The 25,960-nt window shown below is 56.0% G+C and carries 21 protein-coding genes and 1 tRNA gene; 10 read left to right on the top strand and 12 right to left on the bottom strand.

The annotated features are described in order from the left end of the window. Positions 1-74: 74 nt before the first annotated feature. Together nikR and FY034_RS12455 are read left to right on the top strand one after the other, a co-directional pair. A complete protein-coding gene (gene nikR / locus FY034_RS12450) occupies positions 75-494 on the top strand; it encodes a nickel-responsive transcriptional regulator NikR (RefSeq protein ID WP_265551012.1) in 420 nt (139 codons plus the stop codon). Between the two features lie 87 nt (positions 495-581). Continuing rightward, entirely contained in the window at positions 582-1,247 is a 666-nt protein-coding gene (locus FY034_RS12455) for an energy transducer TonB (protein WP_265551014.1), read from the top strand. Here FY034_RS12455 and FY034_RS12460 read toward each other — a convergent pair. The 7 genes from FY034_RS12460 to FY034_RS12490 form a co-directional block, all read right to left on the bottom strand. Continuing rightward, positions 1,244-2,005: an energy-coupling factor ABC transporter ATP-binding protein gene (locus tag FY034_RS12460; RefSeq protein WP_265551016.1), complete on the bottom strand. Its 762-nt coding sequence runs from the start codon at positions 2,003-2,005 to the stop codon at positions 1,244-1,246. The genes FY034_RS12455 and FY034_RS12460 overlap by 4 nt on opposite strands. Then, complete coding sequence (gene cbiQ / locus FY034_RS12465; RefSeq protein ID WP_265551018.1) at positions 2,002-2,832, bottom strand: cobalt ECF transporter T component CbiQ; 831 nt, start codon at positions 2,830-2,832, stop codon at positions 2,002-2,004. The genes FY034_RS12460 and cbiQ overlap by 4 nt, the downstream gene beginning before the upstream one ends. Positions 2,833-2,848: 16 nt before the next feature. After that, complete coding sequence (locus FY034_RS12470; RefSeq protein ID WP_265551020.1) at positions 2,849-3,877, bottom strand: energy-coupling factor ABC transporter permease; 1,029 nt, start codon at positions 3,875-3,877, stop codon at positions 2,849-2,851. A 239-nt stretch (positions 3,878-4,116) separates the two neighbouring features. Beyond that, positions 4,117-4,953, bottom strand: coding sequence for an SIR2 family NAD-dependent protein deacylase (locus FY034_RS12475; protein ID WP_265551022.1), 837 nt, complete (start codon positions 4,951-4,953; stop codon positions 4,117-4,119). Beyond that, positions 4,943-7,522: an EAL domain-containing protein gene (locus FY034_RS12480; protein WP_265551026.1), complete on the bottom strand. Its 2,580-nt coding sequence runs from the start codon at positions 7,520-7,522 to the stop codon at positions 4,943-4,945. The genes FY034_RS12475 and FY034_RS12480 overlap by 11 nt, the downstream gene beginning before the upstream one ends. 187 nt (positions 7,523-7,709) lie before the next feature. Continuing rightward, a complete protein-coding gene (locus tag FY034_RS12485) occupies positions 7,710-8,483 on the bottom strand; it encodes a hypothetical protein (RefSeq protein ID WP_265551028.1) in 774 nt (257 codons plus the stop codon). A gap of 9 nt (positions 8,484-8,492) precedes the next feature. Beyond that, positions 8,493-9,200, bottom strand: coding sequence for a DUF4388 domain-containing protein (locus FY034_RS12490; protein WP_265551030.1), 708 nt, complete (start codon positions 9,198-9,200; stop codon positions 8,493-8,495). 248 nt (positions 9,201-9,448) lie between these two features. Between FY034_RS12490 and FY034_RS12495 the strand changes: the two genes are divergently transcribed. From FY034_RS12495 to FY034_RS12505, 3 genes are all read left to right on the top strand, one after another. Further along, a tRNA-Thr gene (locus FY034_RS12495) sits at positions 9,449-9,524 on the top strand. 207 nt (positions 9,525-9,731) lie between these two features. After that, positions 9,732-11,186 carry an NADP-dependent succinate-semialdehyde dehydrogenase gene (gene gabD, locus FY034_RS12500; protein ID WP_265551032.1) on the top strand — a complete coding sequence of 485 codons (1,455 nt, stop codon included), beginning with the start codon at positions 9,732-9,734 and terminating at the stop codon, positions 11,184-11,186. A 6-nt stretch (positions 11,187-11,192) separates the two neighbouring features. Beyond that, entirely contained in the window at positions 11,193-13,994 is a 2,802-nt protein-coding gene (locus FY034_RS12505; protein WP_265551034.1) for an EAL domain-containing protein, read from the top strand. Positions 13,995-14,247: 253 nt separating this feature from the next. On the opposite strand, the gene FY034_RS12510 is transcribed toward FY034_RS12505, so the two are convergent. The 4 genes from FY034_RS12510 to FY034_RS12525 are packed head-to-tail and all read right to left on the bottom strand — an operon-like array spanning position 14,248 to position 18,648. Beyond that, the gene (locus FY034_RS12510) at positions 14,248-15,882 is read right to left on the bottom strand and encodes a methyl-accepting chemotaxis protein (RefSeq protein WP_265551036.1); all 1,635 of its coding nucleotides are present in this window, start codon (positions 15,880-15,882) and stop codon (positions 14,248-14,250) included. A gap of 21 nt (positions 15,883-15,903) precedes the next feature. Further along, on the bottom strand, positions 15,904-17,457 hold the full coding sequence (locus tag FY034_RS12515; protein ID WP_265551037.1) for a hypothetical protein: 1,554 nt from the start codon (positions 17,455-17,457) through the stop codon (positions 15,904-15,906). Between the two features lie 27 nt (positions 17,458-17,484). Next, on the bottom strand, positions 17,485-17,928 hold the full coding sequence (rnhA, locus tag FY034_RS12520; RefSeq protein ID WP_265555266.1) for a ribonuclease HI: 444 nt from the start codon (positions 17,926-17,928) through the stop codon (positions 17,485-17,487). A gap of 60 nt (positions 17,929-17,988) precedes the next feature. Next, the gene (locus FY034_RS12525; protein WP_265551040.1) at positions 17,989-18,648 is read right to left on the bottom strand and encodes a lysophospholipid acyltransferase family protein; all 660 of its coding nucleotides are present in this window, start codon (positions 18,646-18,648) and stop codon (positions 17,989-17,991) included. A 186-nt stretch (positions 18,649-18,834) separates the two neighbouring features. On the opposite strand from FY034_RS12525, the gene FY034_RS12530 reads away from it, so the two are divergent. The 5 genes from FY034_RS12530 to FY034_RS12550 are packed head-to-tail and all read left to right on the top strand — an operon-like array spanning position 18,835 to position 23,732. Further along, positions 18,835-20,070, top strand: a complete 1,236-nt coding sequence (locus tag FY034_RS12530; protein WP_265551042.1) for an EAL and HDOD domain-containing protein — start codon at positions 18,835-18,837, stop codon at positions 20,068-20,070. Next, entirely contained in the window at positions 20,070-20,444 is a 375-nt protein-coding gene (locus FY034_RS12535; protein ID WP_265551043.1) for a peptide chain release factor family protein, read from the top strand. The genes FY034_RS12530 and FY034_RS12535 overlap by 1 nt, the downstream gene beginning before the upstream one ends. Further along, the gene (locus FY034_RS12540; protein ID WP_265551045.1) at positions 20,441-22,795 is read left to right on the top strand and encodes an endonuclease MutS2; all 2,355 of its coding nucleotides are present in this window, start codon (positions 20,441-20,443) and stop codon (positions 22,793-22,795) included. Before FY034_RS12535 ends, FY034_RS12540 begins: the two co-directional genes overlap by 4 nt. 2 nt (positions 22,796-22,797) lie before the next feature. Continuing rightward, a complete protein-coding gene (locus tag FY034_RS12545; protein ID WP_265551046.1) occupies positions 22,798-23,109 on the top strand; it encodes an HNH endonuclease in 312 nt (103 codons plus the stop codon). Next, positions 23,106-23,732, top strand: a complete 627-nt coding sequence (locus FY034_RS12550) for an HAD family hydrolase (protein ID WP_265551048.1) — start codon at positions 23,106-23,108, stop codon at positions 23,730-23,732. Before FY034_RS12545 ends, FY034_RS12550 begins: the two co-directional genes overlap by 4 nt. A gap of 87 nt (positions 23,733-23,819) precedes the next feature. Here FY034_RS12550 and FY034_RS12555 read toward each other — a convergent pair whose 3' ends face one another. Then, a complete protein-coding gene (locus FY034_RS12555; protein ID WP_265551049.1) occupies positions 23,820-25,766 on the bottom strand; it encodes a diguanylate cyclase domain-containing protein in 1,947 nt (648 codons plus the stop codon). Between the last annotated feature and the right edge of the window lie 194 nt (positions 25,767-25,960).

Here is a 25,960-nt window from a genome sequence, read left to right on the forward strand (position 1 = left end):
GCACGAAAGCGGCTTTCTACCCAGACCGAAAAACTCCTCGCGCTTCACCATGGTAGTTTCGATGGAGGTTGGTCATGGGCGATATCACCCGCTTCGGCATCTCAATTGACAGCGACCTGCTGGACAGCTTTGATCGTCTGATCAGCCGCAAGGGCTACCAGAACCGTTCAGAGGCGATCAGAGACCTGATTCGGGCGACGATTGTGGAAGAAAAAATGGATGCCGGCCACGAAGAGATGGTCGGCACCGTTACCATGGTCTATAACCATCATGTGCGCGATCTGGCCGATAAACTGACCGAACACCAGCATCAGCACCACCATCAGGTCATCTCTGCCCTGCATGTGCACCTAGATGCCCATAACTGCCTGGAGGTACTGGTACTGAAAGGCAGTAGCGCCGAGATCAAGCAGATTGCGGATGAACTGCTGGGCGTTAAGGGGGTCAAGCACGGCAAGCTGTTCCTCACCTCTGCAACCCCAGAACATCACTGATTCATGTCCGCTGCGCCACCAAGCCGGAAGACCCGGTCCATCCGGCTCTATCTGTCTGTCTCACTACTGCTGCACGGATTATTCTTTGTGGCGGCAATCGTACTGCTGCCTCCCCTTGTCCAAGCCCCTCCCAAAGAACCCGCTCTGGTGATGACCCACCTTGTGTCTCTGCCACCTCAAAAGGCTGCCAGCGCGACAAAGTTGCCGGTGCCTTCCCTGCCGGCCATCAGCAAAGCTGCCCCCCAAGCCAAACCTCAACCACAGCCGGCACCGCCCAGGACTGCCACACCAACGGCACACAGCAGCAGCCCGCCACCCAAACCCAGTGAACCGGCACCGCAGCCCCCCCCTGCACCGGCATTCAGCGCACAACAGAGCAAGGCCGGCGGTGCAGCAAAACCGGAATCAGCTTCCCCGCCGGCGGTTCAAGCCAGTGCAGCAACAGGTGGCAATCGGGTTGTACCTCAGGAGATGGCCTTTGGCAGTGCCAGCGGACCGGCATTCCGCAGGCAGGCGGTACCTGCCTACCCGGCCCTGGCAAAACGGCGGAATAAGGAAGGGGTTGTGCTGCTGCGCCTCAGTATCAGTGAAACCGGCCAGCTGACCCAGCTTGAGATCCTGGAGGACCCGGGCTACGGCTTTGGCGAGGCCGCCCAGGAGGCCGTCCGCAATTCAAGCTTCACTCCGGCCCGCCACAACGGAAAGCCGATTGCCGTACGGGCAGTCCTGCCGATCCGCTTTACCCTGCGCTAGCCGGCGGTTCGCCTGCCGCAAACGACACAGGCCTGCATGGAAAACGGTGGTTCCAGCCTGCATCCGGCAAGCAATTCCGTATCGGCAAAGATCTCCTCAGCAGTACCGTCTGCCCGGATCTCACCCCCGTGCATCACAATCACCCTGTCGCAGACCTCTGCCACCATATCAAGGTCATGGCTGGTAATGATCCTGGTATGGCTGAAATTTTTCAGCAGCTTGATAACCTCCCTGCGCGAGAACGGATCAAGACCAGCGGTCGGCTCATCCATAACCAGTATGGCTGGGTCCATGGCCAGTACCGTGGCAATGGCAACCCGTTTCTTCTCACCGCAGGAAAGCCGGTAAGGCGGTTTTCCCGCCAGATGCCCGGCACCCACGGCCTGCAGCGCAGCAGTCACCTGCGCTGCAACATCCTTGGGAGCCACGCCGCGGTTGAGCGGCCCAAAGGCAACGTCATCAAACACCGTCGGCATGAAGAGCTGGTCGTCAGGGTCCTGAAACACCATCCCCACTGTCCGCCACACCTCACGCAAGGTCTTGGGCGTGACCGGGAAGTCACCGATTCTGACCTCACCCGCGCTGGGGGTCAGACAGCCGTTTAACTGCTGCAACAGGGTGGATTTTCCGGCCCCGTTGGCGCCGATCAGCGCCACCGACTCACCATGGTGGATGCAGAACGACACGGAACGCAACGCGGCTGTCCCATCCGGATAGGAGAAGCTGAGCCGGTCTGCGGCAACAATGTGGTGGCTCATGGCACGAGCCTCCCTGCATTGAAAAATGCGGTAACAGCATGACCGATACCGAGAGGAATGTTTGTGAAACGCAGGATCATGAACAGGCCTGTCCAGCTGAGGAGAAAGGACAGTTCAGGCAGGCCAAAACCACTACTGCGCTGGAGATGAAAGGTACCCTGAAATCCCCGAGCCAGCATCGCCATATGGATCCGCTCAGCACGTTCCCAGGATTTAAGCAGCAAATGCCCTGCCATGGATGCAAACGGCCCGATACCCATCCCACGTGTGCCAAAGGCGCGCAGTTCACGGGCACGGGAGGCCCTGGCAGCGGCATCAGCAAGCACAAACAGGTAGCGATGCATGAAGAGCAGTTGTACCGCAAGCGGATGCGGCATGCCGAGTCGTTCCAACGCCTCACAGACCGCCGTAAAACCGGTGACCGCCACCAGTATGACTGCAGCAGTTACGGTCAGCGCAGCACGCAGTACAATGGATGCACAGGACAGCCAGCCGCCACTGACCGCAACGGACCCGAGGTAAAGCTGGATCTCCCGGTCAAACAGGGGGTTGAATATGCCGATTGCAGCGGCAAACGGGATCACCAGGGCAACCTTGCGGGCAATAAATCCTGCCGGCAGATCCGCCAGCACCACCACCGCCACCGGGAACAGAAAGAACGGAACCATTGCACTCAGTTCATACCGGCCAAACGATACAACCGTCACAATGAATACCAGTACCACCAGCACCTTGGCCCGGGCATCAAGGCGGTGGATAGACGTATCCCCGGCAGCAAGCTGATCCAGCTGCCGAAAATCCAGCATCGCCCCTTCTATGGTTGCCATGACCGCCTGCAGCCTTTCACGCCGTTGCTCTGACCCGTTTCAGCAGGGCTCCTCCCAGCATCAGCAGCAGCAGGGTAATCATCACGCCGACGATCCCGGCCAGGCTGGTTCCGGCTGTTTCAGCAGCACGGCTTGCAGGAGACTGCGGTTCGGCAACGGCAGGATGTTTGAAGGCATAGTCCGGCAGGAACGAAGCGGTTTCCTGCAGACCGGCCAGCCAGGTATGCCAGCGGTTGTCCGGTGCCTTCAGCTCTGCAGTCCCGGCAACTCTGGTTATGGCCCATTCCAGTCCGTCAGGGTCCTTTGATGCGATCAGTGAGACAACACCACCGGTCAGAATGGCAGCGCAGAGAAAACCGACCACCAGATTACGCAGCGGATAGGCGACCGGCGCTGCAGACGGCAACCCGGCATGCATCAGTTCCGGACGGGCCAGATACACAAAGGAGACAATCGCAGCGGTCACCACCCCTTCAACCAGGCCGATGGCCAGATGCACCGGCTGCATCAACAGCAGGAAGGTGCTAAAAGGCAGCGCAGACAGACCGGAAAACAGGGTCTCAAGGACAACGGCAAAGGGGCCGAGCTGCAGCGTCAGCACCGCCGACACAATAACGGCAAAGCTGAGGCGTGTCCCGGCCGGGCGTTGTCCGGCAAGTTTTTTGTAGACCAGGGGATAGACCAGAAAGGCAGGGATCACCCCCATGTTGAAGATATTGCACCCCAGGGCAAGCAGTCCGCCATCGGCAAAAAACAGGGCCTGCACGATCAGGACCCCTGTTATGGCCAGCAGGGCGGCGTGCGGCCCCAACAGGATGGCAAGCAGCAGACCGCCACCAAGGTGCCCGCTTGAACCGGTGCCCGGTATGCTGAAGTTGATCATCTGGGCTGCAAAGAGAAAGGCCCCCATAACCCCCATCAAAGGGATCCTGCGTTCATCCGTATCTGTCCGAAGTTGCGCTGAGCTATAGGCAACAGCACCCGCAGATACTGCCCACATGACCCCGCCCACAGCCGGCGAGACAAGCGCGTCTGCCATATGCATGGATATCTCCAGTGCCACAAAAAGTAAATTCGTAACACCAGTCTATACTCCACTGGCTATCCGCTGTCAACCGGGACGATCATGCACAGAACCCATGAGCAGGACTGTGCAAGCGTGATGAGGAAGGCCGGTCAAAGGAGTGCTGGACGCAGCGTCTGCGACAGAACAGCCCGGTAGATGAGTGCGTGAGTAGCGTATAAGGGAGTAGGCAGACTCTGGAGTAGCTTTTGAAAGCCTTGCTAAAGCAGGTTATTTATTGCCGTCAGGCCTTCCAGCGCCCCGCAGGCCAGGCCGATGTGCGGTGCTGCTATCTCAGGTTCACGGGTATTGATCCTGATCACGGTTGCAGCGGCATGACGCCAACCCAACCGTTCAGACATGGTCCGTATTGTCGGGATAGCTGTTCCGGCTCCCATTTCCAGTACAACAATCTGCTTATTGTGCTGTTCGGCCAGAAACTGCTGCAGGCGTTGCTCCTGGCAGTGGGTCCGGTCCGGCAACCATGACCAGTCACCAAACATCAGGATATTGGGGCGGCTGACACCGTGACAGCGGGGACAGCGGGGGACATGCCCGGCCCGCATGGTCACCGGATCAACGGGGATCTGTTCCCGGTTGGGCCAGATGGTATCAGAACAGGGGGAGAGACATTGCAGCCAGTGGATTGATCCATGCACCTCAAGTATCCGCTCGTCGTCAAAACCGGCTTTTTGAAACTGGCCATCCACGTTGGAGGTAATGACAAAGCAGGTTGCAGCGTTTTGCTCAACCCACTGCCTGATGAGTTGAAACCCCTGATGAGGGACGGTATCACGATACAGATTGGTTCGGTGGCCATAGAAGCCCCAGCCAAAGACAGGATCGCGCTGAAAATGTTCCGGGTTGGCGCACTCCACAAAAGAGAGTCCCAGGCGCGCATAGGGCGGATAAGCCTGCCAAAACCCCTGATTACCGCGAAAATCGGGCAAGCCCGAGTCTACGCCCATCCCGGCACCGGCAGTGATCACAAAGCAGTCGGCAGTGCGCACCAGAGCGGCCGCCCGTTCAATCAGGGAGAGGTCATGTTTAGGGTTCATCATGCCTCCCCTGGCTGACAAACCGGGCAAGCTGATCCGGCGGCAGTGGCCTGCAGAACAAAAAGCCCTGTATAATGGTGCAGCCGCGACCGATCAGATGGGACTTCTGCCCTTCGGTTTCCACCCCTTCTGCAATCAAGGTCAGCCCCAGCTCCTGTGCCATGGCGATGACGGTATTCACCACCGCCGTATCAGACGGTGTGTCATGCAGCCGACGGACAAAGGACTGATCAACCTTGAGTTCCTGAACCGGTAGACGCGAGAGATAGGCCAGCGACGAATAACCGGTGCCAAAATCGTCCAGCGAGAGGCTGACCCCCAGATCACGCAGCTCCTGCAGTTTCTGCTGGGACTGGGCCGTATCAATCATCAGCATGCTTTCGGTCAATTCCAGACAGAGCAGCGCCGGATCAAGACCTGTTTCTGCCAGGACCATACGGACCGTCTCTCCCAGGTCGCCCCGCTGGAACTGTACTGCCGAGATATTGACCGACAGCCGCATGCGAGGCAGTCCGGCCTGCTGCCAGGCGACTGCCTGATGACAGGCCCGATACAGCACCCAGGTGCCCACCGGAACAATCAGGCCGGTTTCTTCAAGGATTGGGATAAACTCTGTCGGGGAGACCGGGGGCAGATCGGCAGGTGCCCAGCGCAGCAACGCCTCAACACCGATCACCCGGCTGTCTTTCGTATCGATCTGGGGTTGATACTGCAGGGCAAAGTCGCTGTTTTCAAAGGCCCGGTGCAACCTGGCAGCCAACATCAGACGGTATTGTGCCCGTTTGTGGAAATCGGTCGTATACCAGACAACCGTATTCCGCCCCAGCCGCTTGGCCTCATACATGGCCGCCTCGGCATTACGCAACAGGTTGTCAGCATCTTCTCCATCGTTAGGAAAGACAACCACACCGATACTGACAGTGATCAGCACCTCAGCCCCGTCCATGACAAACAACTGGGACATCTGCTGTTTTATCCGGTTGACCAGCGTTACCGCCTGATCTCCTCCCTCGGCAAGCGGGGGGACCAGGGCAAACTCGTTGCCCTGAAAACGTCCGACAACGGACAGGGGACAAGCAGCCTGCGTGAGACGGCTGGCGATCTGTATCAGGAGACGGTCTCCAAAATCATGACCAAAGGTATCGTTGACAAATTTGAGGTTATCGATATCGATCAGCAGCAGCGAGAGGGTCTGGTGTTGCCGATCCATCCGCTTGATTTCAGCCGTGAGGTGATTCTCCAGGTAGTAGCGGTTATGCAGACCTGTCAGGGTATCATGGCTGGCCTGCCAGGTCAGGATCTCTTCCTGGGCCTTACGGCTGGTAATATCCTCTTTGATGGCAACAAAATTGGTAATTTCACCGCTCTCATTCCGGATCGGCGCAATACTGCACAGATCCCAGTACAAGGAACCATTCTTGCGCTTGTTGCGGAATTCACCGCGCCATTCCCGGCCGGCCTTGATGGTTTTCCAGAGATCGGCATAGAGTTCGGCAGACTGATGACCTGACTTGAACAGGCTGTTTTTTTGTCCGATCACCTCTGCGCTGCGATAGCCGCTGACCATACAGAAGTGGGGGTTCACATACTCTATGACCCCCTCAGTATCGGTGATGACGACCGAATTGGCGCTTTGTTCAACGGCTGCAAACAGTTTACGCCGTTCCTCAACCTCATGATGCAGGTCGGCAGTCTTGCGGCGGACTTCACGACGCAGCAGCAGGGCAAAAACCCCCAACAACGCCGCCCCCCCCGCCACACCGCCCAGCGTCCACCAGACCCAGGGGGGCATGAGATAGCCCGCCCCCTCAATCCCCAGCCAGCGACTGAGGGACTGATGGTAGACTGAATCACGTTCCTTCTTCATCACCTCAAGATGGCGATCAAAGGCCGCCAGAATATCCTGACTCCTGCCCTTGGGAGCGGCAACCTGCACAGAAACAGGACTGAAGATGATCGGAGTGGCCTTTACCTTGAAGGAGCGCTCATTCAAGAGCGAGAAGAAACGGTTTGCCACCCCGGCATCCACCTCTCCCCAGTCAATCATGTCAAAAATGTCCTTGAAATTATCAGCATAGACCAGGTCACAGCGGATATTGAACTGCTGCAACATCTTGATGAAGGTGTTGCAGTAGACATCGTTTTTTACCACCGCAATTCTTTTGCCGTTCAGATCGGCATAGCTCTCAATTCTTTGACCTGGGCGGCTATAGAGCAGTCCCCAGTTTGATATGACCGTGTGCTGATTATAGCTGTATTTCTGTGCTCTTTCAGGGGTATAGGCGATCCCCACCAACAGGTCGATCTCGGCATGCTGTAAGTTTTCAAGGCATTTACTCCAGACACAGGGGACATACTGGATGGTCCAGCCCTCGTGCCGGGCAATCTCCTCCACAATATCAATCATGATCCCCTGGGCCTTGCCGTTCTCAGCGGTACCGGCCATGGGATGGTTCTGTTCGTAGCCGACCCGCACGACCGGAGCCACCCGGGCAAAGAGCGGCAGGGGCAGCAGCAGCAGCAGCACAACTGAACAGACTGCACGCATCTTACGATGCAGATTTTTCATGCAGCTTCCCCCTTGAAGATAACGGCCCGTTCTTCAAACATTTTTCACTTTTACCACACTGCCAGAATCCTGCAACCTTTACAGCCTGTCCGCACACCCGGTGTTTACAGGCGATCAGCGCGGCAGGCAACAAAAAAGCCGCACTCCGAAAAGTGCGGCTTCAGACCCGGATAGTGTCCTTGGACGATCAGATCCCTTCCCAGCCAAACAGTCCGGTCCCTTTCGGTACCTCAACCATCACTCGGTCACCGTCCTTCACCTGCAGGTGTTCTGCAGCAGCCAGGGTAATCAGCACCCTGCCGTCAAAGAGGTTCTCCTTGTCATCCTCAATAATATCCAGCGAGATTATTGAATTAATTTTATTACGGGGGTTGGTCAGAGAAAATTTCTTTGAAGGACGGGAGCTGTAATGGCGCCAGATGCTACGACAGGTAGCCCGGTTGACAGAGACATGCTCCTCCATTGAAGACCAGAACGTGCCTCCGGTCCGGTCCACGATCTGTACCTGCAGCAGCATCTTGCCGTTCTCAACTTGCAGCGGCATGAAAGTCCAGCCGGTGCCGGACTGCAACGGCGGGGTCAGTTGACTGGGCTGGCTTGCAGCAGCCTGCTGCAGTACCGGCTGCGCCGGCATTTTTTCCAGCTTTTTTGATGCCACGTTCAAGGCGATTGAGAGCACCTGCAGGTTAACCCCCGGCTCACAGAGCAGTACCAGCGAACGCTCCCCGGCCGACCGGGCAATCAGCTTGCCCAGTTCAAAGCGGATCTCAGCCTGTCTGACCCCGCCGGTCGCCTCTTCAAGGCCGAACTGCTGCTCCACCAGCAGGGTACCAACCCTGGCCAGCTGGCTGCTGTCGTACATATCAGGCATTGAGCGTACAAGCAGTTGACCGGTATCATCCGCAATCATACCGCCAATGACGCCCGTCGACGTAACCACGCTCCGCAGAACTGTTTCCATCATCCCCTCCTAGCCCTGGCTTGACAGGGCACGACGGACTTCAGCCTCAACCGCAGCAGGCTTTGACTCCCCCTGCACACCGACAAACAGATAGTTTTTGGCCCCTTCCAGTGTGACTATATGGCCGGAGACCCCTTGCACCACCGCCCCTTTGAAGCTGCCAAGCCCCAGTTCATCGGCGATTTGATTGGATGTTGCAACCAGGTACATCCCCTGGGCGGCAAGGGCCTCGGCATTGTTGCCCACAGACTGGATCAGCGTGCCGCTCCGATCGGTCAAGGCAACGTCCTGCAAACCTGCAATACCGGACAATCGTTCCTTCATGCCCCCCCCCTTTTGCGACTGTGCTGTGCCAGACGCCGGAGCCTGCTGCTCCATACCTGCTGCTATCTCATCCTGCAGACGCAGGGCATCCAGCAGGAGATACTGAAAACTTTCGTTAATGGTCTGCCTGGTGGTGCTTACTTTGGGTTCGGCACGAAACGTGCCGCCGCCCCAGGCCAGAATACGTGCAAAGGCATCCTTCCCCTCAAAAAGGTCAAGCTGGGCATGGACCAGATCACCGTCACGGAAAAAGAGATGGCCGGATTGCCCCCCCTGCTCCACCACAACCCTGCCGCTGAAACGCCCCATAGCCTTAATCTGCAACAGATCTGTCAGGCTCATACCTGACACTTCACCATCAAACCCTGTTGCCTGCTGAGCTACACCATTCATGCTGCCTCCTTCACCTGGCGCAAGCAAGGTACATAACGGCTGTTTAAATGCCCATGTTCACAAAATACAGCTATTTTTATTACGTTTATTATATAATATTAATATTCGCATGTCTAGATTTAGATTAGTTTACATAAAACATTGTTTTTGTCAATCCTGCACATTGCAAAGTCTGATTCCAGCACCAGCGTCGTGCTGCGCAGACTTGACTTAACCTGCTCTTTGGTATAGAAGATGAGCCTCTTCAGGCCACTTTAGCTCAGATGGTAGAGCAACTGATTCGTAATCAGTAGGTCAGCGGTTCGATTCCGCTAAGTGGCTCCAGCAATTACAATGGGTTACTGCGCTAGCGGTAGCCCTTTATTCTTTTTATAATCCTTCATGTATCCTCCAGCCCCCTGCCTGCCTGACTGAACTGATTTGATAAAATGCTGAAGTGCTGGCGATCGCAACAAAAGCTGCAATGACAGAGCCATGGACATCTGCTATAGTGCTCAACCACGCACTGACTATGAACCAGAGGTGATGCCAATGCTCAACCTTCGTGATCCTTCCCTTTTACGCCAATCCTGTTACCTGAACGGCCAGTGGCTTGCTGCTGACAGTGGCAAGACTATTGATGTCACCAACCCCGCCACCGGCGAGATTCTGGGCAGCATCCCCAGGATGGGTACCGCTGAAACCCGTCGTGCCATAGAGGCAGCCGATGCCGCCTGGCCGGCCTGGCGGGCAAAGACCGCCAAAGAGCGTGCAACCATCCTGCGGCGCTGGTTTGAACTGATGCTGGAAAACCAGGAAGACCTGGCCATTATCATGACCGCCGAACAGGGCAAGCCTTTGGCCGAGTCCCGTGGCGAGATCGCCTATGCCGCCTCGTTTATTGAATGGTTTGCCGAAGAAGGCAAACGTCTCTACGGCGACACCATCCCGGCCCATGGCCGTGACAAACGGATTGTGGTGATCAAGGAGCCGATCGGTGTCTGTGCTGCCATTACCCCCTGGAACTTCCCTTCCGCCATGATTACCCGCAAGGCCGGGCCTGCCCTGGCTGCCGGTTGTACCATGGTGGTCAAACCAGCCACGGCCACCCCCTTTTCCGCCCTTGCCCTGGCTGAACTTGGAGAGCGGGCCGGCATTCCGGCCGGGGTCTTCAGTGTGATTACCGGCTCAGCCAGTGAGATCGGCACCGAGATGACCTCCAACCCGATTGTCCGCAAACTGACCTTCACCGGCTCCACCGAGATCGGCAAGCAACTGACGGCCCAATGCGCTGCCACCATGAAGAAGGTCTCCATGGAGCTGGGAGGCAATGCCCCGTTTATTGTATTTGATGATGCGGATCTGGATGCGGCCGTGGAAGGGGCAATCGCCTCCAAGTACCGCAACACCGGACAGACCTGTGTCTGCACCAACCGTCTGCTGGTACAGGCTGGTGTCTATGACCTGTTTGCAGAGAAACTGGCAACTGCAGTTGCCAGGATGCGGGTAGGCGATGGCCTGAAGGGAGATGTACAACAGGGGCCACTGATCGATGAGGCCTCAGTGCTGAAAGTGGAAGAACATATCCATGACGCCGTATCCAAAGGGGCCAGGATCGCCCTGGGCGGCAAACGCCATGAACTGGGCGGCACCTTCTTCCAGCCCACCATCCTGTGTGATGTGACCCCCCAGATGCTGGTGGCTCGGGAAGAGACCTTTGGGCCGGTGGCACCGATCTTCAAATTCAGCACCGACGCAGAGGCGATCCAGATGGCCAACGACACTGAATTCGGACTGGCCTCCTATTTCTATACCCGTGACATCGGCCGGGTCTGGCGGGTGGCAGAGGCGCTGGAGTACGGCATGGTGGGAATCAACACCGGCCTGGTGTCAACGGAGATCGCCCCCTTTGGCGGGGTCAAGGAGTCCGGCATCGGCCGGGAAGGTTCCAAGTACGGCATCGAGGAGTTCTGCGAAGTGAAGTACCTTTGTATGGGCGGGATATAGCAAGCGATGAGCCTTCTGCATCCCTCATTGCGGGCCAGAATGACCCTGGCAGTGACCGGCCTGATCCTGGTCCTGATGCTGGTAACGGCCATCGTCACGCTGACCTTTTTCGAGCGGGAATACGAGCGGAATATGACTGCACAACAGTCCGATATCGTTCGTTACCTTGCTGGAGATGTTGATGCCACATTAACCAACATCCAGGAGGCCTTGTTCGTCAATGCCCAGTCGGTGCCGGACAGTGCCTTGACCAACCCCCATGCAGCGCAAGAGTACCTTGCGAGCCGCACCGGACTGCAACGTTTTTTCAAAAACCATCTACACCTGTATGGGGCTGACGGCCGCTTGATCGGCACGTCAGTTCAGCATCATCACGACACCCTGGAATCAATTGCCAACCAGCCGTACTTCAGACAGACCCTGCAACAGGCCAAACCGCTGATCAGTGATCCTGCAAGCCATGGACACACGGCCAACCAGGCCAATATCATCTTTACCGCGCCGGTTGTACGCGGAGACGGCCATGTTGTTGCCGTCTTGACCGGAAGCTTCAATCTGTATGAAAAGAACCCGCTTTCACGTTATGTTTCAATCACCCTGGGCAGAAGCGGCATTCTCCGGCTTATTTCAGACAGTGGCAGGGTTCTGCTCCACACACAACGCAGCAGACTTCTTCAGGATGTCTCCCGGGGCGCCAGCCCGCTTGTAGAGACGGCATTGCGTGAAGGCACCTCAACCGGCCGGCACATTGGTATCGATAACCGGGTTATGATCGCCTCCATGCAACGTTTGAAGTCTGTTAACTGGGTGCTGGCTGCCAGTTATCCGGAGGCGGATGCCTACACCCCGGTCCGCACCGCACGAATCTGGTTCACCGTTGCCACCCTGCTCGGCATGGCAGTGGCTGTACTGCTGGTACTGTTCATGATGCGTCTGCTGACCCGGCCGCTGGCCCAGCTGGCCAGCCATGTCGCAGGGTTGCCGGAAAAACGGGGCGATGCCCGTTTCATCCACCTGCCGGTCAATGGTGAGATCGGCAACCTGACCGGCGCCTTCAACAGCATGGTGGAAGAGATTGACCAAAGCACCCAGGCGCTGCGCAACAGTGAGCAGCGCTATCGCATTGTGACTGAATTCACCAACGACTTCACCTACTGGCGACGGCCCGATGGCAGCTTTGAGTTTATCTCGCCAGCCTGCTTCGAAGTGACCGGCTACAGCCGTGAAGAACTGTTTGCCCAACCCTCTCTGATGGAAGAGATGATCCATCCCGGTGACCGTGAGTTGTTCAACCAGATGGCGGCTGAAAGCGGGGAGGATGGCAACTGCAGCAATGAAGAACTGGAATACCGCATCATCACCAAAGGGGGCAGTACCCGCTGGGTACGCCACACCTGCCGCCCGATTGTTGATGAAAACGGAACCTTTCTGGGACGACGCGGCTGTCGTTCCGATATCACCGAACACAAACAACTGGCTGACCAGGTCTCGCATATGGTGCTGCATGACCTGCTGACCGGCCTGCCCAACCGCTCTTTGTTCGCAGACCGGCTGTTCCTCACAACCACCCAGAAAGAGCGGGGGGATCACGACTTGACGGTAGTGCTGTTCTTCGGCATCGACCGCTTCAAACTGATCAATGACACCCTGGGGCATGAAACCGGCGACCGGCTTCTGATCATGGTTGCCGAGCGGCTTCGGAAGCTGTTGCACCCCAACGACACCCTCTGCCGTTTTGGCGGCGATGTCTTTGCCTTCATCCTGCCGGGCCGCGAAAGCCGCCATGAAGCGGTAACCATGTCGTACCGCATTCTGGCCAGCCTGGCTGACCCTTTCAATCCGTCCGGCCAGCAGGTCACCCTGAGCGGCAGTATCGGCATTGCCATCTACCCCCAGGACGGGACCGATGCGGAGACACTGCAGAAGAATGCCGAAACCGCCATGTACGACGCCAAGCGCAGCGGCAAAAACAGCTTCCGCTTCTATGCCCGCGAGATGAACGCCCAGGCAGCCGAGATGCTGCGCCTGGACAACAGCATGCCCCAGGGGCTTGTCAACGGCGACTTCTACCTCCACTACCAGCCCCAGCTGAATCTGGAGGACAATTCAGTTGTTGCGGTTGAAGCGCTCCTGCGTTGGCGCCATCCGGAACTGGGCATGATCCCTCCTGACCGTTTTATCCCCCTGGCAGAGGAAAGCGGCTTCATCATCAAGCTGGGTGAATGGGTACTGCGTACCGCCTGTGCCCAGTGCGCGGCATGGCAGCAGGAGGGTCCGGCCCCTTTGCGGATTGCCGTCAACGTATCCGGCTGCCAGTTCAACGAGCCTGACTTTGTTGACATGGTCTCCACCGCACTGAGCAGCAGTGGTCTTTCCCCGGAGTTTCTTGAGCTGGAGCTGACTGAAAGCCTTTTGATTTCAAACGAACAGCAGGCGTTACAGAAGCTGCAGTTGTTGAAAAACATGGGGATCTATCTGGCCATTGACGATTTTGGCACCGGCTACTCATCATTGGCCTACCTGAAACATTTCCCGCTGGACCGCCTCAAGATCGACAAGTCATTTATTAACGACATCCTGAGCGACCCTGATGATGCGGCCATTACCGAGGCGATCATCGCCATGGCGCACTCTCTGAAGCTGAAGGTAATTGCAGAAGGGGTTGAAACGAGGGAACAGTTGCTCTTCCTTGAAGACAGGGGCTGTGATGAGATGCAGGGGTACTACCTGAGCAAGCCGTTGTCTGAACATGACCTGAAGGTCTTCATTACTGCCCGGGCGGAAGAAAATAAGGCACAAGATACCTAACACGTTTGAAACATCAGAAAACTGGCCAGCAGAGCAGATCCCCCCTGAGCCAGCCGGCAGCACAATTCTTTTAAACCATTCTTGCAGACACAAAAGCGGGCCTGGGAACCAGTCCCCAAGCCCGCTTTTGTCAATCAATGCACCTCTGCTAAAGAAACCGATTTTTGTTGTGACTGCGACGCTTAAGGAACGTCTCAGGGGCGCAGCGCTGCAACGCGAGCAGTGACGTCAGAGCAGAAACAACCACTCCGGCCTACTGCAGCCTGAAGCGGGAAACCGCTCCATGCAGCCCCTCCGCCATCCCAGAAAGGTTTGACGCTGCACCAGCAGTCTCATGGGAACCACGGGCCGTATCCTGAATAATCTGCGTCATACGGTGAATATTGTCGGTAATCTCGCCGGTGGTGGCACTCTGTTCTTCTGCAGCGGTGGCAATCTGCCTGACCTGATCGGCAACGGCATCGATCTCGGCCAGAATCTGCTCCAGGGCTGCACCGGAACGTTCAGCATCATGGGTCCCGGCCTCAACTTCACGAACCCCCTCATTCATGGCATTCACCGCACTTCTGGTTTCCGACTGGATCGCCTTGATCATCTCACCGATCTCACGGGTGGCCTTGGTCGTCCGCTCCGCCAGGGCACGCACTTCATCCGCAACCACAGCAAAGCCCCGCCCCATTTCACCGGCCCGGGCTGCTTCAATAGCCGCATTCAGGGCCAGCAGGTTCGTCTGGTCGGCAATATCTTCAATGGTGGCAACAATGGCACCGATCTGATCGGAACGGGCCCCGAGCGAATCGACCGTACGGGCAGTATCCTGTACGCGACTGGCGATTCTGCGCATCCCTTCAACGGTCTGACGTACGACATCGGATCCGGATTGGGCTGCCTGATTGGCCCGCTGGGAACCCTCAACAGCAATCTGACAGCTGTGGGCAATGTCATGGCTGGTTGCCGCCATCTCTTCACTGGCAGTGGCAACACTGATCGTCTGCGCTGCTGCGACCTCGGCGCCACCGGCGATCTCCGTCGAAGTCCCCTGCAGTTCTCTGGTTGCCGACGTAACGGCACCGGTGGTTGCATTGACCTGGGCGATCAGATCCCGCAGCTGCTGCACCATGGCTGCAAACGAGCGGGCAAGATTGCCCATCTCATCACAACAGTGTGCATCAATTGTCACGGTCAAATCACCTTCAGCAACCTGCTGGAAACGTTTCTGCAACTGCTGCAGGGGGTTGCTGATCCGGCCGGAGACAAAGATGCCGATGGCGAGCGCCACAGCCACTGCCGCAACCGACATGATCAGTGAAAAAACCAGGGCTGTCTGAGCCAGTTGGGCGTTGTTGGCAGCGGTTTCCTTGGCATGCTTCACACTGACCGTTGCCATCTTGTCCAACGACCGTAACATGGCGTTTGCATGGCGCCCTGCATCCCCCTTGGCAAGCTGCAGCGCCTCTTCGCTTTTCCCACCCATTGAAAGGTCAATCATCTGTTTCAAAAGCGGCACATAGGCATCAAAGGCTGTCTTGAATTCAGCAAAGGCTGCCTTTTCTTCAGCACCATCCATCTTTTTGACATAGGCGGCGGTCTTGGCCTCCAGCGCAGCCAGGCTTTCCTTCAGACTGTCGGCAATCTCCTCCCGCTCATCAGGGTCGGTTGCGCCGATCAGGGCGCGGGTACTGATCCTGTTCAGCAGAAAGGCCTGGGTAATATCCCGCAGACCGGCCAGCGGCACCGCCACTTCCTGATACATGAAGGTATCGGCCTTCTTCATCTTCTGGATGTTGACGATACTGACGCCACCCAGCAGACCGGCAAAGGCGGCCACCACCAGAAAGGCAATCACCAGCTTGGTCTTGATCCCCAGATTTTCAAATGAACTTAACATGTCCCCTCCCCTTCTGACTGCTTATCGCTTTTCTATCTTGTCCCACGTGGGCTTTTCATGCGGATTCTGCAGCCTGAACAACAGATAGGCCGCAGCCTTTTTCAGCTTTTCCGTGGTTTTGATTTCCCCATCAAACCGCTCCAACGCGGCAACCATACGCGTGCGTGAGTAGTCAGCAACGACCTCCTGCTCAATCACTGTCCGCAACAGCCCCAAGACCTGCTTATGCTGCTCAGCCTCCTCCAGCTTGCATGGATCAAGCAGAAAGACCAGCAGCCAGGCCATGACCCGCTCTTCGGTCTCGACAGCAGCAGCGGCGAACTGGAGCAAGGCGGTTGCCAGACTGCTCTGCTCGGCAGCATTCAGAGAACTCTTTTCCAGGTATTCGCGCAGGTAGCGCAACGCCGCAAGGTGATGCCGGGTTCCCGAAACATTAAAAAGCAACAGGTTGGCAGCCTGGGGCTTCAGCTCCTCATGCTGGTCGCTTTTCAGGAAACTGTGCAGGATACGGGCAATCTTGTCAGTGGCCAGATCGGAAAGGCCACCACCGGTCAGCTTGCTTTTAACAGTCGACAGCAGCTCCTGTTTGACCGGATGCCCACTGTACACCACTGCCATGATGCCATCCCTGACCTCATCGTCGGCGGCAAACTCCCATAACTCCTCAACCTGTTTCAGGATGCTGGAACGGAAGCGCTTGACCTTGTCCATCTTGGTAATCTCTTCCGGTTCCCAACTCTCCGGCCAGGTATCAATATGGTTGTCCACCTCGTCTTCATTCCAGGTCTTGTCCAGCAAAAAACAGAAATAGGTCAGGATCTTGAGCTGATAGACCTTGCCTCCTTCCTGCAGGGGACGCATCAGGTCTTCCAGGTAGCTGGCAGTCAGGCCGCAGGTGCCGCTGCAGAGGAAACGGTAGACGCTTTCACCTTTTTCAACCTGCTTCTCAATATATTTTGCCTTGAGATGGGCTCCAAGTGCCGTGGTGGAAACCTTTTTAAAGAAGACCGACAACAGGTTGGTGGCATGGTGCTTGACCGGCATCTCGATCTCATCAGAGAGCACAATATCCAGACAGGCATTGAAGATCTTGACCTGTTCCGGCTCATCCTCCGAGGCATCGATATACTGTTCAAGGATATCAATAATCTCGACAATATGGGAACGGTTGCGGCTGGATAGCAGACTGGTCAGGGTGATCCGCAACGAATCGGCATCCACGATCCCGAACAGAAACCTGACCGCGGCATTACGCCGGGCAGGCCCCTTGTGTTCGGCAGAGCGCAGCACCTGCAGAATACTGGCAGCCGGGTCAGCCACCCAGCCGGGGATCAGCGCCTCCAGCAACAGCTCTGCCTTGCGGCGGATATGGGCGTCAAGGTCATTGACAAAATAGCGGGCAATCTCGATCTTGAACTCACGGCCGGCATTCGACTCAACAATCAGCGAAAAGGCCGAAGCCTTATCCTTGGCAGAGAGCTTGGCCATATCCTTTTTGGCCCGGGCACTGTCATTGATCTTGATATAAAATCCGATAATGTCTTTGACGCCTACTTCTTCTTCAAAATCCTTCATGACACCCTCGTTGTGGGTTATGGCATTTCAATTCCGCTCATTCAAGGTGCTGATCGCTTCCCTGGCCAGGGAATCGCAACGTTCGTTCTCGGCATGGCCGGCATGACCACGTACCCATTGCCAGTCAACCTGATGCGGTTTGACAGCCTCAACCAGCGCCTCCCAGAGATCGCGGTTGAGTACCGGTTCCTTCTTGCTGTTTTTCCAGCCGTTACGCTGCCAGCCTGCCAGCCACTCCGTCATCCCTTTCACCAGATACTGGGAATCCGTCGTTATCGTCACCCGGCAGGAACGGGTCAGCTGCCGCAACCCCTCCAGGGCGGCTGTCAGCTCCATCCGGTTATTGGTGGTCTCTGGCGCAGCACCGGACAGCTCCTTTTCCTTGCCGCGGCAACGCAGAATAGTGCCGTAACCGCCGGGGCCGGGATTGCCGCTGCAGGCGCCGTCACAAAAGATCTCCACCTCAGTCAAGCTGTTCTGTTGCTTCAAAGAGCCATCCTCAAAATATGGCGGTTGTTCTGCCCGCCACCCTTACTTTTCCGCACGCCCGACATAGGCCCCTTCCTGCTTCAGCAATGCCGCAATTGACTCCATCAGCCGCTCAACAATCAGCTGGTGGGTTTCCTTGCAGTCCTCCAGAGTAAACAGATCGTCAAAATGGACCTGAGCACCAAAGACAATCGCTCCCCTGGCCCCCAGGCTGGGAAAACGCCAGTGGTTCAGCCCCACCAGGGCCGTAGGGATCACCGTTGGCCGGGTGTCAAAGATCAGTTTGCCCACGCCACGGTTTCCCGGCCCCAGGCGACCATCCTTATGACGGGTTCCTTCCGGGAAAAGCATCACCTTTTGATCCTGCAAAAGATCATTCAACACCTTGCCGGCCTTGACATCCCTGCCCCGTCGTACCGGAAAAGCCCCCCAGGATGAATAGATCAGCCGCTGAAACGGTTTCCTGAACAGCTCTTCCTTGGCCGGTGCCCAAAGCATCTGCAAGGGATGACTGCGTAGGACGGCCCAGGGCAGAAAAATGGTCTCATAGGCCGAGATATGGTTGGAGGCCAGCAACACACCGCCCGAGCCGGGGATGAACTGTCCTCCCCGCACCTCCAGGCGGTTCAGCAACGAAGCATATATACCGACAACATAGGCAGAGAAGGTCACCCAGACCCTGCGCAACAATGACACCTTCACTCTGTCACCTCAAAAATGCAGAAAAACGACGGCTTCACAACGGAGAATGTATAACATGCAACGGACGATTCGGCAACAATCCTGCAGCTTTTTTGAAAACAAGGCACTGATTGCACTAACCCTGAAGATAACGTATACTATTTCTTTAAACATTATCGCCAGTGACGGAACAGGTTAGCCCATACTATGGATCAGACCGGACAAAAATACCTGATCGGACGTCAGCCGATCCTGAATCGTGATGAGCAGATCTGCGCCTATGAACTGTTGTTCCGCTCCGCCGATTCGCTGAGCAGCGCCAATGTCAGTGACGCCTCACAGGCCACTGCCAGTGTGATCCTGAATACCCTGGCCGGGTTTGGTATTCAGCAGATTCTGGGCAATCACCAGGGATTTATCAACCTTGAGCTGGATATCCTGATGAGCGACTCCCTGGAACTGCTGCCCAAGGATATGGTGGTGCTGGAGCTGCTGGAGACCCTTGAAGTAACACCGGAGCTGATAGAACGCTGCCGTGAGCTGAAGGAGGCCGGATTTGTACTGGCCCTGGATGATCACGACTATGACCCGATCTACGAAGAGCTGTACAAGATTGTCGAAATCGTCAAGGTCGATCTGATGGCAACCCCGGTTGACACTCTGGGGGCAACCATTGAGTGCTATCGCAACTACCAGTTCAAGTTGTTGGCAGAAAAGGTGGAAAGCAAGGAAGAATTTCTGAAGTGCCTTGATCTGGGCTTTGACTACTTTCAGGGCTATTACTTTGCCCGACCGGCGGTAATTGAAAAGAAGAAGATCGACGAAGGCGGCGCAGCGCTGTTGAAACTGATGCGCCAGATGATGGATGATGCAGATATTGAAGAGATCGAAAAGACCTTCCGCAGCAGTCCGGGACTGACCTACAAACTGCTGTTGCTGGTCAACTCAGTTTCCTATGCCGGCCTGCAGAAGATTCAGACCGTACGTCACGCCATCAGCATGCTGGGACGTGCCCAGATCAAACGCTGGGTACAACTGGCCCTGTTCGCCACCGATGACAGCCATGCCACGGAAAATCCGCTGGTGGATATGGCAGCGGTGCGGGGAGGTTTCATGGAGCAGATGGCCACAGCCTGTCCCCGCCTGCGCAGCAATCGGGAGGCCCCGGACCAGGCCTTCATGACCGGCATACTCTCCCTGCTTGAATCGCTCTACGACATTCCGATGGGGCAAATTGCCGAGGAACTGAACCTGTCCGAAGAGGTACAACAGGCCCTGGTGGACCGGGAGGGGGTTTACGGCAGCCTGCTGGCCCTGGCCGAGGCCCTTGAACAGGTTGATTTTTCAACCGCCTCAGCACTGCTGGAGACGTTGTCAATTCCGTACAATACCGTGATGGAGGCCCAGCTAAAGGCCTATAACTGGCAGGCAGGCATGCAGTAATGGCAAGCCCGCTTTTCGCCGTCAGTGATCAGAAAAACAGATGGCTGGTAGCCCGCATGGCGGAGCTGGGAGTAAAAGAGGAGGAACTGGAGGAACAGTTTGTACGTTCATCCGGCAGAGGAGGCCAGCACCTCAACAAGACCTCATCCGCCGTTCAGGTCCGTCACCTGCCCACCGGCATTGAGGCGCGCTGCGGTCGCGAACGGAGTCAATCCCTAAACCGGTTTCTGGCCCGCCGCGAACTGCTTGAAAAAATAGCCCGCCACCTGGGGCTTGTCACCGAACAGGACCGGGAACTGGCCCGGATTCGCAAACAAAAAAGCCGCCGCAGCCGTCGTTCTGCCGCCAAACAACAGACCAACGAAATCCCATGATCTCACACACGACCCTTTGCCGTCTTGAATTCAACAAAGTCCTGCAGTCCATTGCGAGCCATGCACGCAGTGACATCACTGCACACAGCATCATGGCCATGCAGCCCTCCAGGCAGCCGCAGGAGATCCGCACCGGCTGGCAGCGCATCGAGGAGATCAGGGGGCTGTTGCGCCAACGGATCTGTCTGCGAATCAGCCGCTTCAGCGACATCCGCCCGCTGCTTGACGCGGTCCGTCCCAGCGGCGCCATCCTCTCCCCCTTTGAACTGCTGGAATTCATCCCGGTACTCGGTTCACTGGCCGAGCTGGCCCGACAACTGGCCCCGCGCGAGGATATCCCGGCCCTGAAGCTGCTGTCCCCCTTCCCGGTGGCTTTCAACGACATCCTTGAGCCGCTTGCCGCCACCCTGGATGACGAAGGCAACATCCTGGACAGCGCCTCGCAGGAACTGTCCCAGATCCGCAAGGCCAAACGCACACTGGCGGCACGGGTCCGCAAAAAACTGGAGGAATTTGTCCGCAGGCATGAGACCGCCATTTTTTTGCAGGATGATTTCATCACCATCCGCTCCGGCCGCTGGGTCATTCCGGTCAGGATGGATTCAAAGGGGATGGTACCGGGGGTGGTGCATGACGTCTCCTCCTCCGGTGAGACCGCCTTCATGGAACCGCTGGAGATCATCCCCTTTGTCAACGAGCTTGAAAACCTCTCTGCCGAAGAAAAAGCCGAAGAGATCCGCATCCTGCGGCGCCTCTCAGCCTGGATTCGTGAAGATGCCGAGCAGATCGGCGCCTGTTTCAAGAGCCTGGTTGAGCTGGACCGCCTGGACAGCGTGGCGGCGTTTGCCGAAAAATTCAACATGTCGGTTCCGGAGTTGAACCAAAACGGCTCACTGCGCCTGCTATCAGCCCGTCATCCGCTGCTGCTGGTGATGCGGGAACAACAGCAGGATACCACGCCGATTGTGCCGCTGGACCTGGAGCTAAACAGTGCACGGGTTCTGGTTATCAGCGGCCCCAACGCCGGGGGTAAAACAATCGCGCTGAAGACCGTCGGTTTAATCACTGCCATGGCCCTGTCCGGGATGCCGGTACCTGCCTCACCCTCCTCATCTATCCCGTTGCTGGATGCCCTGCTGGTGGATATTGGTGATGATCAATCGATTGAACAGAGCCTTTCGACCTTTTCAGCCCATGTTGCGGCCATAGCCGGCATTTTGGGTCAGACCGGCAGCCGCAGCCTGGTACTGCTGGATGAGCTGGGAACCGGTACCGAGCCGCTGCAAGGGGCTGCCATCGGCTGCGCAGTACTGCATGAGCTGCAAAGCCGCGGCGCGCTGGTGCTTGCCACAACCCACCTGACCGAGATTGTCGGTTTTGTGCAGCGCAGCCAAGGGATGCAGAACGCCGGAATGGAGTTTGACAGTGCCACCTGGACCCCGCTCTACCGCCTGGTGATGGGTGAACCGGGGCAGTCCCATGCCCTGGAAACCGCCCGGCGCTACGGGCTGCCTGAATCTGTGCTGCAGTTTGCCCGTAACCTGCTGGGGGATGCCGGCACCGCCTTTGCCGGTATCATTGACGAACTGCGTCAGAAACGGAACGCCCTGGCAGATGAACTGGACAGCCAGCAGCAGGAACGCCAGCGGCTTGATGGTCTGGCTATGGCATTGAAGCAGCAGGAGGCTGACCTTGTCAGTCTCAGGCAGGAAACCATTGAAAAGGCCCGTCAGGATGCACGGGACACCATCACCGCTGCCCGGCGTGAAATGAATCAGTTGCTGGAGCAGTTCAAGCAGGATCGACGGAAGGAGACTGCTGATAAGTTCAGACAAAAATCTGAAGAGCTGGAGGCCAACTTTGCTCCGGCAGGACAGCAGGCTCCATCCGCTGATGCCCTACAGCCCGGCAGCATCGTGCAGGTACGTTCTCTGGGGCGCGAAGCCACCGTCATCAGCATTGACCAGGCCCGTCACAAGGTACGGGTCAGGGCAGGCAGCATTGAGATGGAGGTGCCGCTGCACGGCCTGATTGCGGGTACGAACGCAACGCACAGCAAGACACGCAAAAACCGGCCGGAGATCAACATGAAGCTGCAGCCTGAAGAGGCAGCACATGAATTGAACCTGATCGGCAAACGGGTGGAAGAGGCCTTGATTGAGCTGGAAGGATTCATTGATCAGGCAGTTCTGGCCGGACAGAAAGAGATCAGGATCATCCACGGCATCGGCACCGGTACCCTGCAGCGGGCAGTGCGTGAGTTTTTGGGGCGGCACCCGCAGATCAGTTCCTTCCGTAGCGGAGAACCTCACGAAGGACGGGACGGCGCGACTGTTGCCGGACTGGGGTAACCATGAGCGAATTTATTATTGAGGTATCAGAGGAAGAGATCAGGCGAGAACGGGACAAATCCCGGGAACTGCGCCGCAGCCGTTGGTGGAAAAACCGACTGGCCCTGGGGATCTGTCACTGGTGTGGCAACCGTTTTGCACCGGATGAACTGTCCATGGACCATATCGTACCGGTGACCAGGGGCGGCAAGGCCAGCCGCAACAACGTGGTGCCGGCCTGCAAGGAATGCAACAGCCGCAAAAAATATCTGCTGCCCATGGAATGGGATGAATTTCTGGCAAAGGCCCAGCAACGGGAAGAGGAAGATAGATGACAGCACGTTACAAGGCGGTAATCTACGACTGCGATGGTGTGATCCTGGATTCCATTGAGTCAAACTACATCTTCTACAACCGGATCATGGCCGGCCTGGGCAGACCGGAGATCGACCGGCTCTGCACCGAATCAGAACGGGTGCTGCACACCTTTTCCTATCTGGATGTGATTGAACATTTTTTCGGCCGTGATCCCCAGAAGGAAGAGGCGATCGCCATCGGCAAGACCATCCGCTACAAGGAACTGATGCCGTACATGCGCAGGGAAGAAGGGCTGGTGGAGACACTGAGCGCGCTGAAAGGAAAGGTTGAACTGGCCATCTGCACCAACCGAGCCGCCTCCATGGAGATGATCATTGAAGACTTCGGGCTGGAAGGGTTCTTTGGCTGTATCATGACCGCCGCCAAGGTCCAGAACCCCAAGCCACACCCTGAACCACTCTTGAAGGTGCTGGAACATTACGGCATTACCCCGCAGGAAGCCCTGTTTGTGGGGGATAGCGCGGTGGATATGCACGCTGCCGCAGCTGCAGGAGTACCGTTTATCGCCTACAAATCAGATCTGCCTGCACTGGCGGTGATTGAACGACACGAGCAACTGCTGGAGCATGTCTTCGGCTAAAAAACAGCAGGGGCCGCTTCTGGCCCCTTGTTGAGAGTATGCTTCCGGACAGTAGCCCACCCAAGACAGCAGCCCGTTCCTTTTTTGTTACATAAATAACCGCACGGCATCCCGCCCGCTTTCTTTTACCTGGTACATGGCCGTATCGGCATTTTTACACAATGCAACCTCGTCAGAGCCATGCTCAGGAAAGACGGAAATACCGATACTTGAAGAGATCTCTAGGGAAAGAGTAGTAAGCATAAACGGCATGTTCAGTGAAGTACGTATTTTTTCACCAACCGCCAAGGCATCTTGCGCGTCTTTAATATTCTTTAAGAGCACCACAAACTCATCACCACCAATGCGTGCCACAGTATCAGACTCTCGAAGAGACAGTTTAATTCGATTTGCTACTTCCTTCAGCAACAGATCGCCAACGGCATGGCCATAATTATCGTTCACCGGCTTGAATTTATCCAGGTCGATAAACATAATGGCTAAGCATTTTCGATCACGTTTTGACTCGGCAAGCGCCTGTTGAACACGGTCGCTGAACAAGGCGCGGTTGGGTAGACCCGTCAAAACATCATAATGTGCCATTTGCTGCAATACTTCTTCCGCTTTCCTGCGTTCGGTGATGTCGACAAACGTAATGACCGCCCCTACAAGCCTGTCATTTGTTACCTGAGGGTGTGTCCATATCTCTACCGGGAAGCTGGAACCGTCAGAGCGCCACAAGGTTTCACTGTCCAGATGGATCTGAAGACCGTCATGAATTGCGCGGTGAAAGCAACTCTTTTCAACCGGAAATGGAACCTCGTCAGGAGAGGTGTGATGCGTGAGCTGATATACATTTTTTCCAATGACTTGCACCAGATCAGTGTAACCAAACATTTTGAGAAAGGATGGATTGGCAAAAGTGCAGTTGCCATTCAAGTCAATGCCGCAAATAGCTTCAGCAGCCGAGTTGAGCAGAAGACGCACATTTTCTTCGCTATGCTTTAACGCCTCCTGTTGTTTTAAACTTTCTGTAATATCACGGAGTATCCCAACGGAATGCCACTCACCATTAAGCAGGAATGCCGAAAGAGAGTGTGATACAGCAATCTCTTGACCATCCTTCCGGAGGGCAAAAAAACTGCGAATATTTCCAACCGCATTACCACTTCCCGTATGGGAAAAATTGGGCAGCGCTGCTTGGTACTCTGCATGGTAACGTTGGGGTGCCAGCAGCTCATGGAGGTTTCTTCCTATAACCTCTTCAGAACGATAGCCCAGCATCTGTTCAGCGGCTGGGTTCCAGTAGGAAATAGCCCCCTGGGGGTCCATTATAATGATGGCATCTCCTGCCGTATCAGTGATTGCGCGTAAACGTTCTTCACTGTCCTTGAGGAGTCCCACAGACGTTTCCAGATTTTTTAAAGTCGGCCGAAAAACGAATAAAAAAACAAGGTAAAGCACCAGCAGGTCGGCGACGAGGATACTGTTTTGCAAATGCGCAAGCAGCTTGATCCGTTTTTTCGCACCTTCATCAAAGTGAAGCGTTATTTTCTCCATGATCGACAGAAAAGAAGGCTCATTAGCAAACATGACATCAATCGTACGTTGCAACATGCCCTGATCAATAGTTGGCCCCGTACTTTTTTCGAGTAGTGTTGTAAGTGCCTGGATGATCTTCGCATGATACGGCTCAACAGCAACAAACAATCCCTGTATCTGCGGCGTAGTATCACGGATTGCCAGACCAAGCTTTGGGTCACCATGCTGTAATCCGAGGTGAACTTGCTGTATGTCATGTAATGATTTTGACAGGACCTCTAATTGCCGCTTCTGCTCAGTTGAATCCTTTGTACGCTCAAGGATAAGAAGTGTTTTGGTGATAAGCTGACTCAGCATGCGTTGACGGCCGGATAGATTCACTATTTTTGAATCGGCTTCATTACGCTTGATGGCGTTATGCATGAGCAGGGCTGACAAAAACATGGTCAACCCGATAAATGCCAATGCAATACCGTAAATCAGTTTGAGGTTATGGATTTTCTTTTGGTCCATCCAACAGTAGCCCTTTTCGTTGCGGTGGCCCTCACCATGATTTTGTTTACCTGATACTACAAATTCCTCATGGACGGCTCGATGCAAGGTTCTGATGTAAGAAATGCTCGAAACAGGAGCTGTATTTCGATTTGTCTGTTGCCTTTAATTACTACTGTATCAGGCTGTTTTCAAAGCCGCGCAATTCACATCAG

It is taken from the genome of Trichlorobacter lovleyi (genome assembly GCF_015239775.1).
In the GTDB taxonomy this organism is placed as follows: Bacteria; Desulfobacterota; Desulfuromonadia; order Geobacterales; family Pseudopelobacteraceae; genus Trichlorobacter; species Trichlorobacter lovleyi_B.

Coding starts and splice junctions, on each gene's coding strand:
- FY034_RS12515 (WP_265551037.1), bottom strand. CDS start 17,457: ATGAAGGATTTTGAAGAAGAAGTAGGCGTCAAAGACATTATCGGATTT.
- FY034_RS12535 (WP_265551043.1), top strand. CDS start 20,070: ATGGCAAGCCCGCTTTTCGCCGTCAGTGATCAGAAAAACAGATGGCTG.
- FY034_RS12485 (WP_265551028.1), bottom strand. CDS start 8,483: ATGGAAACAGTTCTGCGGAGCGTGGTTACGTCGACGGGCGTCATTGGC.
- FY034_RS12470 (WP_265551020.1), bottom strand. CDS start 3,877: ATGCATATGGCAGACGCGCTTGTCTCGCCGGCTGTGGGCGGGGTCATG.
- FY034_RS12540 (WP_265551045.1), top strand. CDS start 20,441: ATGATCTCACACACGACCCTTTGCCGTCTTGAATTCAACAAAGTCCTG.
- FY034_RS12490 (WP_265551030.1), bottom strand. CDS start 9,200: ATGAATGGTGTAGCTCAGCAGGCAACAGGGTTTGATGGTGAAGTGTCA.
- gabD (WP_265551032.1), top strand. CDS start 9,732: ATGCTCAACCTTCGTGATCCTTCCCTTTTACGCCAATCCTGTTACCTG.
- FY034_RS12475 (WP_265551022.1), bottom strand. CDS start 4,953: ATGAACCCTAAACATGACCTCTCCCTGATTGAACGGGCGGCCGCTCTG.
- FY034_RS12510 (WP_265551036.1), bottom strand. CDS start 15,882: ATGTTAAGTTCATTTGAAAATCTGGGGATCAAGACCAAGCTGGTGATT.
- cbiQ (WP_265551018.1), bottom strand. CDS start 2,832: ATGGCAACCATAGAAGGGGCGATGCTGGATTTTCGGCAGCTGGATCAG.
- FY034_RS12550 (WP_265551048.1), top strand. CDS start 23,106: ATGACAGCACGTTACAAGGCGGTAATCTACGACTGCGATGGTGTGATC.
- FY034_RS12480 (WP_265551026.1), bottom strand. CDS start 7,522: ATGAAAAATCTGCATCGTAAGATGCGTGCAGTCTGTTCAGTTGTGCTG.
- FY034_RS12505 (WP_265551034.1), top strand. CDS start 11,193: ATGAGCCTTCTGCATCCCTCATTGCGGGCCAGAATGACCCTGGCAGTG.
- FY034_RS12460 (WP_265551016.1), bottom strand. CDS start 2,005: ATGAGCCACCACATTGTTGCCGCAGACCGGCTCAGCTTCTCCTATCCG.
- FY034_RS12530 (WP_265551042.1), top strand. CDS start 18,835: ATGGATCAGACCGGACAAAAATACCTGATCGGACGTCAGCCGATCCTG.
- FY034_RS12555 (WP_265551049.1), bottom strand. CDS start 25,766: ATGGACCAAAAGAAAATCCATAACCTCAAACTGATTTACGGTATTGCA.
- FY034_RS12545 (WP_265551046.1), top strand. CDS start 22,798: ATGAGCGAATTTATTATTGAGGTATCAGAGGAAGAGATCAGGCGAGAA.
- nikR (WP_265551012.1), top strand. CDS start 75: ATGGGCGATATCACCCGCTTCGGCATCTCAATTGACAGCGACCTGCTG.